The 11,208-nt window shown below is 65.7% G+C and carries 11 protein-coding genes, 1 tRNA gene and 1 pseudogene; 8 read left to right on the forward strand and 5 right to left on the reverse strand.

Annotated elements, in window-relative coordinates; genetic code table 11:
* Positions 1–250: 250 nt before the first annotated feature.
* From mnmA to F8237_RS21400, 5 genes and pseudogenes are all read left to right on the forward strand, one after another.
* Positions 251–1,432, forward strand: coding sequence for a tRNA 2-thiouridine(34) synthase MnmA (gene mnmA, locus F8237_RS21375; RefSeq protein WP_151647656.1), 1,182 nt, complete (start codon positions 251–253; stop codon positions 1,430–1,432).
* A 25-nt stretch (positions 1,433–1,457) separates the two neighbouring features.
* Complete coding sequence (locus F8237_RS21380; RefSeq protein WP_151647658.1) at positions 1,458–2,096, forward strand: class I SAM-dependent methyltransferase; 639 nt, start codon at positions 1,458–1,460, stop codon at positions 2,094–2,096.
* Positions 2,097–2,290: 194 nt separating this feature from the next.
* A pseudogene (locus F8237_RS36940) lies at positions 2,291–2,649 on the forward strand (hypothetical protein).
* Between the two features lie 252 nt (positions 2,650–2,901).
* Positions 2,902–2,978 (forward strand) — tRNA-Met (locus F8237_RS21395).
* Between the two features lie 217 nt (positions 2,979–3,195).
* Positions 3,196–3,564 (forward strand): hypothetical protein, encoded by a 369-nt coding sequence (locus tag F8237_RS21400; RefSeq protein WP_151647661.1) that lies wholly within the window; start codon positions 3,196–3,198, stop codon positions 3,562–3,564.
* A gap of 238 nt (positions 3,565–3,802) precedes the next feature.
* On the opposite strand, the gene F8237_RS21405 is transcribed toward F8237_RS21400, so the two are convergent.
* The 5 genes from F8237_RS21405 to F8237_RS21425 all read right to left on the reverse strand — a co-directional run bounded on the left by F8237_RS21405 (position 3,803) and on the right by F8237_RS21425 (position 7,114).
* A complete protein-coding gene (locus F8237_RS21405) occupies positions 3,803–4,057 on the reverse strand; it encodes a hypothetical protein (protein ID WP_151647663.1) in 255 nt (84 codons plus the stop codon).
* Complete coding sequence (locus F8237_RS21410) at positions 4,054–4,407, reverse strand: hypothetical protein (protein ID WP_151647665.1); 354 nt, start codon at positions 4,405–4,407, stop codon at positions 4,054–4,056. Before F8237_RS21410 ends, F8237_RS21405 begins: the two co-directional genes overlap by 4 nt.
* Positions 4,404–4,709: a hypothetical protein gene (locus F8237_RS21415; RefSeq protein ID WP_151647667.1), complete on the reverse strand. Its 306-nt coding sequence runs from the start codon at positions 4,707–4,709 to the stop codon at positions 4,404–4,406. The genes F8237_RS21410 and F8237_RS21415 overlap by 4 nt, the downstream gene beginning before the upstream one ends.
* 283 nt (positions 4,710–4,992) lie before the next feature.
* Positions 4,993–5,313, reverse strand: a complete 321-nt coding sequence (locus F8237_RS21420; RefSeq protein ID WP_151647669.1) for a DUF6634 family protein — start codon at positions 5,311–5,313, stop codon at positions 4,993–4,995.
* Position 5,314: 1 nt separating this feature from the next.
* A complete protein-coding gene (locus tag F8237_RS21425; RefSeq protein WP_151647671.1) occupies positions 5,315–7,114 on the reverse strand; it encodes an AAA family ATPase in 1,800 nt (599 codons plus the stop codon).
* Positions 7,115–7,311: 197 nt separating this feature from the next.
* On the opposite strand from F8237_RS21425, the gene F8237_RS21430 reads away from it, so the two are divergent.
* From F8237_RS21430 to F8237_RS21440, 3 genes are all read left to right on the forward strand, one after another.
* Positions 7,312–7,689, forward strand: coding sequence for a hypothetical protein (locus F8237_RS21430; RefSeq protein WP_151647673.1), 378 nt, complete (start codon positions 7,312–7,314; stop codon positions 7,687–7,689).
* A gap of 257 nt (positions 7,690–7,946) precedes the next feature.
* A complete protein-coding gene (locus F8237_RS21435; RefSeq protein ID WP_151647675.1) occupies positions 7,947–10,205 on the forward strand; it encodes a hypothetical protein in 2,259 nt (752 codons plus the stop codon).
* Between the two features lie 263 nt (positions 10,206–10,468).
* A complete protein-coding gene (locus F8237_RS21440) occupies positions 10,469–10,960 on the forward strand; it encodes a hypothetical protein (RefSeq protein WP_151647677.1) in 492 nt (163 codons plus the stop codon).
* The last annotated feature ends 248 nt before the right edge of the window (positions 10,961–11,208 follow it).

The raw sequence follows: 11,208 nt of genomic DNA on the forward strand, positions 1-11,208 counted from the left end.
ATAAATCGAGCGCGCCGCCGCGACACCCTCGCGAACCCCGGCATTTCTGCCGCCCCGGCAAGAATTGCCCTAAGCTGGCCGCACGCGTGATTGCTTCACCGGAATGCCGCCTATATTAAAGAGGCGCTCTCAGCCGCTTTCGACCGGGCAGACCGTGCCTTTCGGGAACTTGAGTTCCCTTGGGATTGCCGATGTCCGGGCCAGAAGCACATCGCGGATCGCCGAACGCCGCCGTCACACCTTAAAAGCCATGCTCAATAGTCTGGATCTCGAAGGCCGTCCTGAGGATACCAGGGTCGTCGTTGCCATGTCGGGCGGCGTCGATTCCTCGACCACGGCTGCGCTGCTGAAGGCGCAAGGCTATGACGTCGTCGGCATCACGCTGCAGCTCTACGACCATGGCGCGGCGACGCATCGCAAGGGCGCCTGCTGCGCTGGCCAGGACATCCACGACGCCCGCGACGTCGCCGCCAAGCTCGGCATTCCCCATTACGTGCTCGACTACGAGGATCGCTTTCGCGAGTCCGTCATCGACAACTTCGCCGACAGCTACGCGCTCGGCGAGACGCCGGTGCCGTGCATCGAGTGCAACCGCAGCGTCAAGTTCCGCGACCTCCTGAAGACCGCGCGCGAGCTCGGCGCGCAGGCGCTCGCCACCGGCCATTACGTCGCCTCGCGCCGCCAGGGCGACGGTTCGCGCGCGCTGGTCTGCGCCGCCGACAGCGACCGCGACCAGAGCTATTTCCTGTTCGCGACCACGCAGTCACAGCTCGACTTCCTGCGCTTCCCGCTCGGCGACATGACCAAGCCCGAGACGCGCGAGCTGGCGCGCCGCTTCGGGCTCAGCGTTGCCGACAAGCACGACAGCCAGGACATCTGCTTCGTGCCGACCGGGCGCTATACCGACATCATCACCCGCCTGCGTCCGAACGCGATGGACCCCGGCGATATCGTCGATCTCGACGGCCGCGTGCTCGGCCGCCACAACGGCATCGCCAATTTCACCATCGGCCAGCGCCGCGGCCTCGGCATCGCCGCCCATGCGCCGCTGTTCGTGGTGCGGCTGGATGCCGCCAACCGCCGCGTCGTCGTCGGCCCGCGCGATGCGCTGAGGATGCACCGCATCAGCCTGCGCGACGTCAACTGGATCGGTGGCGGCGACATCGACCGCGCCATCGGCGATGGCCTCGAAATGTTCGTGCGCGTGCGCTCGACCCGCGCGCCGCAGCCGGCGTGGCTGCGCGGCGGCAATGGCCATTACGAGGTCGAGCTCGTCGCCGGTGAGGAGGGCGTCTCGCCCGGCCAGGCCTGCGTGTTCTACGACGCGCCCAGCGGCCAGGCCCGCGTGCTCGGCGGCGGCTTCATCCAGAGCGCCGCGGCGAAGATCGCGAGCAACCCAGCGCGGCCGCTCGCCGAAGCCGTGCGCGGCTAAAAAAAATCAGAGCAGGGCAGGGGGCATGGCAGCAGACATCTCGCGGGTCGGGGTCGAGAAGGCCTATGGCCGCTGGGCGCCGGTGTACGATCTCGTGTTCGGCAAGGTGTTCGATGCCGGCCGGCAGTCGACCATCGCCGAGGCCGACCGCATCGGCGGCCGCATTCTCGACGTCGGCGTCGGCACCGGGCTTTCGCTGTCCGATTATTCGCGCACCACCAAGATCTGCGGCGTCGACATTTCCGAGCCCATGCTGCGCAAGGCGCAGGCGCGCGTGCGCGCGATGCGGCTGAGCAATGTCGAAGTGCTCTCGGTGATGGACGCCAAGAACCTCGCCTTCCCGGAAAACGTCTTCGACGCGGTGGTGGCGCAATACGTCATCACCGCCGTGCCCGATCCCGAAGGCACGCTCGACGAGTTCGTGCGCGTGCTCAAGCCCGGCGGCGAACTGATCCTCGTCAACCACATCGGCGCCGAGAGCGGCCCCCGAAAGCTGTTCGAGCTCGCCTTCGCCCCTATCGCCCGCCGCCTCGGCTGGCGCCCGGAATTCCCGTGGCAGCGCCTGGTCGATTGGGCCGCAAAGCACGGCGGCGTCACGCTGACCGAGCGGAGGCCCATGCCGCCGATGGGCCATTTCTCGCTGATCCGCTACCACAAGGCGTGATAGAGCACCGCCCGCGATATCTCGCGAGTGACTCCGTCATTGCGAGCGGAGCGAAGCAATCCAGAATCCCACCGCGGAAAGACTCTGGATTGCTTCGCTGCGCTCGCAATGACGAGGGAACACCGGGGATCAATCCCCCCGATCACATCGCGTTTCCCTGGGAACATCGCCGCCGCCCCGCGCGTTCCCCTCCCATGCGCACCCCATCAAACATCATCCTGGCCAGCCTGCTGATCGCCGCCTCGGGCGCCGCGATCGCGCAGGCCCCGCCGGCTCCTGCGACGCCGCCGCAACAGACCGCGCCGCCATCCCCGCAGCGCGCGGCCGGCTGCGCGCCCTCGGACCGCATGACCACCGCCCCCGACGGCACCGCCACCACGGGCCAGTCCCGGGAACCGCTCGGCGACAAGCTCGCCAAGACCGACGGCGTGCTCTGCCCGCCCAGCGGCGTCGACCCCGACATGCACGCCCCGGCCCCCTCGACCGGCGCCACCACCCCAGTGATCCCGCCCCCGGCAGCCCCGGCGGCGACCCCACCATCCGCCCGAAATAAGCCGGTCCTTCCTTCGCCTCTACCCGCCTGCGGGGAGAGGCCGAAATACGCGCCAAAGCGCGGATTTCGGGTGAGGGGGACTCTCCGCGAGTCTGGTGCTGAAAGAGACACGAGTTCAGGGAGCTAAACGGCGCGATTCCGGCATCGAAATCCCACCGCCAATCGCCCCTACCTTGCTTGACAGCCCGCCGCCCCCTTCCTTATATGCCGCGCGTTCGCGAGATCGGCCGTAACAGCCGTTCGCGACCCTGTGGCGGGGTAGCTCAGCTGGTTAGAGCACGGGAATCATAATCCTGGGGTCGGGGGTTCGAGTCCCTCCCCCGCTACCAAGATTCCATCGTATAATCAATGTCTTGCCCGTTTCGTCAGCGAAGTCTTTGCTGGCTCCACGCCGCCCGTACAAATTCCGTACAAACCTGGGCGCGATTTCAGGCCCGAGAGTCCTTGGTAGGCGATCCTTATCAGGCACATTCGTCGGCAGATGTACCTGATAGAGAACATCGCCGAGTCGTTGCTTCCTGACGCGCGATCGCTCACGTTATGAGTATGAGAGCCAAAGACAACGAGAAGGTGGACGACGCGGTGACCGCGCGGCTGCGCCAGATCGCCGACGCCAATCCGGAGATCCCGGTCGAAATCGGCGGCGGTCTGTCGGCTTGCCTTCTCGATATCGAGGCGCTGGCGATGCCGCCTTGCCCGGTCTTCGACGCCGCTGCACGCGCGGCCGCAAACTCGGCTGGCCTGTCACACGACGAGATCGACGACATGCTCGGACCCGACGAGGCGACGCGAGCCGAGCAGCCCACCGACGCGGACGAGGGCGGCTTTGTTGCCGATCGCGAGCCGGGCGAGAGCGACGACGATTATCGCGCCCGCGTCGCGCACGTCAGGCGCCTTTTCCCGGACGATCCGTAGCCCGCGCGTCCGTACGTGCCGTCGCGCAGTCGAGGGGGTGAGCGATTTTACGCCTGATGCCCTCTGAAATACGGATTTCTACACCTCGATACGGATTTCTACACCTGAGCGCGCCGGATCCCAGGGCGCTGATCGGGTGATGCTCGCGTTATACTATTTTCGCGAAAATGGTATAACTGATGGCGCCGACTGAAGCCGCGCCTTTTGGATACCCAAGTTGCGTTAGCTTCCCGTTCGCCTACGAGAGCCACCAGAAGTTGTCCACGCACAGCGCCCATTCCAGGTGCTCGTCGATCCAGAGGACGACATCCGTCCGGATCACGCCGTACCGACTCTCGGGGCGTCCGATCAGCACGGCATCCGGCCGCGAGAAAGACGGCGCGAAGGACCAGTCGAACAGCGTCCGCTGTCTTATCCGCATATCGATCTCGTCTCGGCGCGGGCGCCATCCCGTCTGCATGCGCTCCAGCAGGCGCTCCATCTCAGGCGTCATTCGTCCTCCTCGGAGCCTTTCTCCAGCAGCGACCTCATCACGTTCCGAACGATCACCTTCCCCGCGAGCGATTGCGCGCGCGCATCGTCACCGAGCACGTACCGCTCGGCCTCGTCGGCCGTCATCAGCTTGCCCGTCCACTCGTCCTTGATCGTGCCTCCGACCTCCGCAACTGCGGCGATGAGATCGCACAGCGCCTCCTTCTGCGCTGGGCTGTCGTCCTGCAGCGCCGCGCTCATCGAGCGGGGGCCGGCCGCGTGGTAGCGTTCCAGCGCCAGCCGCACCGGCTCGCTCGGATAGTGGACCTCTTTGATCGTGCCCCATTTCAGGGCCAGATAGTCGTCGCTCATCGGTCACTCTCCTGGACGGCGCCGCACATCTTGGCGAGAAGCTCGACCGTGGCGAACAGGCCGAGCTTCTCCCAGTCCGGGACTGGGTTCGCCTTGAATTCGATCTCGCCGCCTTCGCCGACGACCTGCCAGGCGCGGACGGTGCCGTCCGGCGCCAGCCGGATGTTCGCGAGGATCAGGTCGTCAGGTCCCGGATCGAATGCGACGATGATCTCGATGCCGGGCTTCGGAGGCAGCTCAGCGGCCAAGCGCGCGACGTACTCATCGTCGGACTCGTCTGGATTTCGCGGGCTCATTGCCATGTCGTCAGTCCTCCTTTCGCCATCCGACGGCCTTAACTAGGCGCCAGACCCGATCTTCGCCGACCTGGACCATGCGCCAGACCAGCATATGCGCGCCCGGGTATCCCGTGCCCAGCAGCAGCGAGGGCGGTGGCCATCCGTCGTAGTCGTGATGGAATAGCGCCCACGACGATGCCGTCGTCACGACGCTCGACGTCGAGCAGCGCCATCCGGCCTTCGAGTGACATCGTCTCGACGTCATCGCCGTCCACGCGCAGGACCAGCTCGACTCTGTGCTCGCTCATCATGCGTCCACTCCGTCGATCGGGACCTCCTCGCCGGCGGGCTCGCCGAGCTTCCAGAGCCTGTTCTGCGATCGGGCCCACCGTCCTTTGCGGTCGAGCCACAGGATCGGCGACGTGGTCGCGTCCTTGCCGTCCAACAGGTACGGGTGACCGGTCGCACGTCCGATCAGCGTCATCTCATATTCGCCGCTCGGGCCGCGCGTGATGGTCGCCACCCATCCAGAGAGCCGCGGCGCGGCCGTCAGCTGCTCCGCCGGCGGCTGCTCGCCGCGCATGTAGGCCGCCATGTCGTTCTGCAGCGCCTTCTCTTCCAGTGACATATCAGTGCCTCCGTGCGCAGTTGTCGCGTGCTTCCAGCGTCGCCGAAACGAGACGCTGCAGCTTGCGCATCGAAAACCTCTCGCTGGCCCAGGCGCGGCCGATGATCTCCAGCTCGTCTGGCGCGAGCGGATGGTCGTGGGCGCGGGCCTCGTCCTCGGCGGCGAGGTCGCGCATCACCAGCGCCGCCAGCTTCGGCAAGTGCGCCAGGGTGGGAGCAGGGATCCTGATCACCCTGAACCGGTCGCGCAGCTGCGACGGCAACTTCTCGACGGAGTTGGCGGTTGCACAGTGCAACACGTGGCTGAGGTCTAGTACCGCATCGATCCCGCTCTCGGGATATTGACGTGAAGTTTCAACCTCAAGGTGAGGCGTAATCGCGCTCCATAGGTTGCCGTTGTGGTGGGACTCGCCGGCCTTGTCGATTTCGTCCGTCATGCAGATGGGGTTGGCGGTTTTCGACATCAGGATCGCGCGCGCCGGCACGCTCGCTTGCGCCGACGACCAACCCTTCGGAGTTCCAGAATACATGCCGTCGAATGAGCTCGCGGCATCGAACCGCGAAATGAACATCTGCGGCGAAATCAGCTCTGCTAAGCGTCTGACGATCCGCGACTTGCCGGTGCCGGGCTGGCTCAGCAACAGGGTCGGCTTCATCCGGGCCGGCTCCCCGCTTCGCAGGTCCTGCGTCAGCATCGCGACCTCGCGGAACGCATGCGGATACTCGGCCTGCAGGCGCTCGCGCACCTCGGCGGCGTCTCGGCACACCACGAGCGGCAGCGGCTCGTCACGCAGATCGCGCCACGCCTGCGGCAGGCCCTTCTCCTCCGCGCGGTCCTTGCGCATCACGATGACCGTGGGCTGCACGGGCGTCGTCGGCTGCTCATCCTGCCCGTCGAAATCCTCGCACGAAAAATCTTCGGGGTAGGCGATCTTCGACGTCTCCCTTTCGGCGATCCGAAAAATCGACACCGGCGCCGTTGAGTCGGTCCATTCGCCGCGCGCCGCCATCCACCAGACGTGCAGGCGGTCCCGCAGCAGCCGCAGACGGTTGGCATCGATGGCAGCGCGGCTGTTCAGCAGCCACGAGAGCTGCGGCAGTACAGCGTTGAACGACTCCGGACGCTCCGGATCGCAGATCAACATCTGCCACCCGATGGCCAGGTCGCCGCACTCGCCCATGCGCTGATCGAACAGCTCTTCGACGAGCCACGCGATCCGGACCCGCTGCTTCTTGCGGTCGAGGTCCCGGGCCGGCGGTGTGATGCCGAGCGAGCCGGCCATGCGCACGGTCGTCTTGCACAGGTGGTCGAATGCTTCGTCCCAGCGGTCCTGCTCGAGCAGTTGCACGCAGACAGGCGCGTCGGCGGGTGCCTTTTCCTTGGCCCATTCGATATCAGCCATCCGGAAAAACTCCGTCAGTCCGCCCTCGATGAACTGCGCGGCCTTCCAAGTCTCCAGCCGGGTCATCGCCTCGGACATGTCGGCGTCAGCGTGCTTGAGGAGTCCTTGGGCGCCGGCGACGATCTCCCATCGCTTCACCGTGCTGGTGGCCGGCTGCAGCGCCAGCAGCTTCCACGCGCAGGCCAGCACGGCGTCGGACTCGAGGGCGTCCGCGATCCGCGTCAGAAATTCGGAGCTGGCGTCGCGCAGCGAACCGTCGCGAAGCAGGTTGAGCTCGAGGTCCGGGCGCGTCGCCCGAGTGCGCGCGATGATGTACCGGGCCGCCTCAGCCCAGGTCGACGAGCAGACGACTCTAGCGAGCCATCCGAGACGGCGCTTGATGCCAGCTTCTGCGGTCATCGGCGTCCTCCTTTGGTTGCTGGGACGGGGCGCTCTCGGCGCGATCCTCGTCGATCAAGCGGACCAGCTCCGCCACATCCGAGGCCGGCGGGGTAGACGAATCCTTGGGATCTGAGTATGCCATCGTGTGCCAAGATGCCATCATTGGACTGTATCGTCGCCAATTGTTCGACGAAAATCAAGGAGATAGCAGATCGATGGTTAAGGATTCGAAAAAGAAGGCCGCGAAAACGGGTCCGAATGCCCGCGAGGAAAGAATCGCGCTGCGGGCGCACGCGGACCTGATCGAGATCCTCGACCGGAGGGCCGAGGAGAAGGGCCAGACCCGCTCCGCCTACATCGAGAGCCTACTGATCGCCTGGGTGAAAGCCGATCCGAGGAACCCGCGCATCGACAACCGTGGAAAACTCGTCCCGGACGCCCCTACGCCGGCAGAGCTACAGAGGGCGAATCCGCAGCGCTACACGGACCGATGGGTACAATTCAACCGCGCGTTCAACGCCCTGTTCGGGACCGACGTGCCCCGTGAGTGGCGGGAGGAATGGCAGGAACACTGGCAAACCGAGAGCGAATGACAATCCGGGTCTAGGATCGTGGTCCTGAATAGGTCAGTGATTTCAAGGACGATTTTTGGGCTGCCACAATTTGATTGCCACCATATCAGCCATCATTGACGTTCCGGAATTCGGACCATGAGGATCCGAGTCGAGGATGGTCCCAGGGAAGAGCAGTCCTTGGAACCAGATGGCGTCGTAGCCAGGACGACAGTCGTTCGACGATCGTTATTTACAGTTGCACACGTGCAGTCTATCCTACACCCAGGGTCGACCGCATGCATCACCAGACCACCAGCACCCGCGAATCCTTGTCCGCGCCCATCGGCGACGGCGAGCTGGCGCGTCTGGGTGGAATTGCGGGCATCCTAAGCCGCTCCGCCGACCCAGAGCGCATCGACTTCATGCGCGTGATCCCGGGTTGGGTGCTCCATGAGCGCTCTGAGCAGCCGGCGTGCGACGTTCCGGACGCGCAGCCGAGGAAGGTCTATGGCATCCTCTCGCGGAAGGCGGATACGGAGTCCCGCGAAGAGCCGGCGAAACTGCCGACCAGGCACAAGGCGCCGATGCCCGGCCTGCGCGGCCCCGGGTCAAAGTCGCTCAAGCGATCGACGTCCGAGTTCTCCGAAGGATTCGGACAGGTGGCCGAGACGCGCCGCTGCGACAGGATCAGGCGCGCCGCCCGGCGGGCGGAACACGAGCTCGAACTCGAGGCCGCGGCGCAGGCCTGCGGCATGACGCTGCGCGAGGCGCGGGCGAAGGAGCTGGCCGGAGCGCAGCGCGCCTGCGAGATCGAGTATGCAGGTGGACCGAAGGCGTCGGAGTACGATCACAAGCTCTGCGAGAACGTCGAGAGGGCGCAGCATTTCGCGAAGATGCGCGCCGACGAGGCGACTCGTGACGATGGTAGCGTGTTCCGCTGGCCGGGCGGCATCGTCGTCGACGGCTGTTGGCGCGCCGCGTTCGAGAAGCGTGGACTCAAGAGCAGCGAGCATCCGCATTTCGAGCGCGTGGCCGCCTCCGCCGGCCGCCCGAACAAGAAGAACCTGCTCGCTGGCGACTCCAAAGGCGGCTGCTGGCGGCACGTCAAGAAGCTTTACGCTCTCGATCGCCTCTATCTCTACACCTGCGTCGTCTGCAAGGACATGTGGCGATTGGATATCGACCGCGACTTCGAATCATTCCAGCACCTCTGCGCCTGGATCGAGTACATCGTCGAGGAGTACGACCTTCCTTGCCGGCCGCACTTCTACAGCGCGATCCCGGACGAACGCCGGCCCGGCATGATCCTCCATCCGCACTTGTGGTTCCTGCTGCCGGAGGGCTGCGCGGTATGGCCGAATTCGCCGCCGCGCCAGCACGCCATGCTGAAGGCCGTCATCGAAGCGCTGGCGAAGGCCTTCGGCGCCGACAAGGGCGGCTGCACGCTGCCGCACATGGGCAAGAACCCGCTGTCGCCGCTCTGCGAAGCGCACGTCATCGAACCAGAGCGCATGCCGACTTTGGGCGAGTGGTTCGAGGCTCTCGACTGCGAGTTCGTCCCGGACTCCTCGCCGGCGTTGGCGCTGACCATCCAGACCGTTCTCGACGGCGCGTCCTGCCTCGGCGAGGAGTCGACTGGATGGTTCAAGGTCACGCAGGCCGTCGGTGGCCAGTACGGCCGTGAGATGTACAAGTCGGGCAAGGTCGACATTTCGAACGTGACCAGGTTCGCCAAGGCGATCCAGAAGGCCATCTCCGGTCCGTTGACGCAGGCGCTGCGTCCGACGGCAGGCAAGCAGGCCGCGACGCTGGCGAAGATGATCGAATCCGTCTCTGCCTACGTCGCCCGCACCTTCGACCCGGCGAAGTTCGACAAGAAGCGCCGCAACAAGGGAGCAGCCGCCCATCTGATACATCCAGGCATGACAAAGGAGGAGCGGGAGCAGGTCGGCGGCCGCTACGCGACGACCGTTCGCATGGACAAGTCCATCGAGGCACTCGCCGAGGCGATCAGGTTGGATCTGCTCTGCGGCAGGTCGCCCACCATCGCGAGCGTCGCCGCCAAGGGCATCCGCTGCCTGAACACGGTGGCGCGCCACTTCGATTCCGCCTATGCCATTGCAAAGTCTCGGATTCCGGAGATCCAGGTCTCCATGTCATTCAGGGGTCTGTTTTGGGGTAGGCCTGCTCTTCCTGCCCTCAAGGCCTTCCCCGGCCCGGCCGCCGCCGTCGTCGCCTCGTCGGCTTCGCCCCTGAATTCGTACCCGCCGGAGGCGGGCGACCCGGCAAATCCGGCCAACCCCCTCATCTTCGAACCTGTCGACTACACCGGGACGGATCCGGCCGACCTCGACGATCCAGACGACTTCATCGCCGATGCGCTTCGCCGGGTCGAGCATGCCCGGATCCATGCCCCAGCATCGGTGAACTCGCTGCGCGGAGCTCGTCGCCGGCAAATCCGGACCAACGCTTCGCCTGTCCCTGTCGGCGCCGCCTTCGCAGCGTTCAGGGCTGCCGGCATTCGGTCCGTCTATCCTACGAAGCGCGCGGCCTGATCGCCGCAGGCCACCGCGTCCCGGGGCGAAAGCCGACAAGCCGGCAACCGCCGGCCACTCTCAGAATCCTTCTCTTCGCTGTCCTCAACCGCCGCCGCAGGCCCTCAGTCATCGGTCACGAAGCATCGTGGGCTCGGACGCGCAGCCTGTGGCGCCGTCGTCAGGGAGCCGGGCCGCATCGCTCTCCTTGGGAGTTGCCGGCCCAGCCCGTAGAATCCCAGGTCAGATGGCCGGTCACCCCGGCGATGACGTGAGAGGCAACGATGACGACCAAGCTGACGAGACCGCCGACCCGGGAGGAGCAGAGTCGAATCGATCACATCGACTCCGTGACGCGGAGCTTTTTTGGCCGGGATCCGGACAGCACCCCAAAAGGCGGATTCCTGTCGAAGAAGCGTGGCCGCGTGCATCCCGCCGTCGTCCGCGCGCAAACGAGGCTGCGGACGGCGCGCTGGCGCATGGAGCGTGAACGTCGCAAGCGGCCGACGGCGACGCAGGTGGGCCTGGCCCTGGTCGAGTCACTGGTGACCGCCGACCTCGAAGCCATGTTGGACCGCGCAAATCCCGACTTCATGCTCGTGCAACGCACGTTACTCGCTCTCGAGGCGCGTGGATTCGATCTCGCGGAAACGAAGGCAATGCTGCGCAAGCTGCGCAACCGCTACGTTGATCCGGCCGACCGTCAGGGCGAAGCGACGGAATCCACCGGCACGCCGATCTGGCCGAAGTCGTGGGGGCCGGCGCCGATCTTCTGAGGTCTGGCCCTGATCGTACGGGAGTTGGCACTTGGAGTTGGTGCCCAAGTTCCGCCGACAATTGGGGGGGAAACTGGCCGCTCAGCCTTTTGGAGCGCTTGCCGCGGCTCGCAACCAATGCGACGATTCAGGCAGTCGCACAACGCACGGGCAGGGTCAGAGTCAGGGTAATGGCGGATCGGAAAGCGGCCACCAGGGGCAGAAAGCCTCCGGCGGGCGAGAGGCGTCAGTTTTTGACGAGCATAAAT

The sequence above is a fragment of the Bradyrhizobium betae genome, from assembly GCF_008932115.1.
GTDB lineage: Bacteria > Pseudomonadota > Alphaproteobacteria > Rhizobiales > Xanthobacteraceae > Bradyrhizobium > Bradyrhizobium betae.

Coding starts and splice junctions, on each gene's coding strand:
- mnmA (WP_151647656.1), top strand. CDS start 251: ATGCTCAATAGTCTGGATCTCGAAGGCCGTCCTGAGGATACCAGGGTC.
- F8237_RS21380 (WP_151647658.1), top strand. CDS start 1,458: ATGGCAGCAGACATCTCGCGGGTCGGGGTCGAGAAGGCCTATGGCCGC.
- F8237_RS21400 (WP_151647661.1), top strand. CDS start 3,196: ATGAGAGCCAAAGACAACGAGAAGGTGGACGACGCGGTGACCGCGCGG.
- F8237_RS21405 (WP_151647663.1), bottom strand. CDS start 4,057: ATGACGCCTGAGATGGAGCGCCTGCTGGAGCGCATGCAGACGGGATGG.
- F8237_RS21410 (WP_151647665.1), bottom strand. CDS start 4,407: ATGAGCGACGACTATCTGGCCCTGAAATGGGGCACGATCAAAGAGGTC.
- F8237_RS21415 (WP_151647667.1), bottom strand. CDS start 4,709: ATGGCAATGAGCCCGCGAAATCCAGACGAGTCCGACGATGAGTACGTC.
- F8237_RS21420 (WP_151647669.1), bottom strand. CDS start 5,313: ATGTCACTGGAAGAGAAGGCGCTGCAGAACGACATGGCGGCCTACATG.
- F8237_RS21425 (WP_151647671.1), bottom strand. CDS start 7,114: ATGACCGCAGAAGCTGGCATCAAGCGCCGTCTCGGATGGCTCGCTAGA.
- F8237_RS21430 (WP_151647673.1), top strand. CDS start 7,312: ATGGTTAAGGATTCGAAAAAGAAGGCCGCGAAAACGGGTCCGAATGCC.
- F8237_RS21435 (WP_151647675.1), top strand. CDS start 7,947: ATGCATCACCAGACCACCAGCACCCGCGAATCCTTGTCCGCGCCCATC.
- F8237_RS21440 (WP_151647677.1), top strand. CDS start 10,469: ATGACGACCAAGCTGACGAGACCGCCGACCCGGGAGGAGCAGAGTCGA.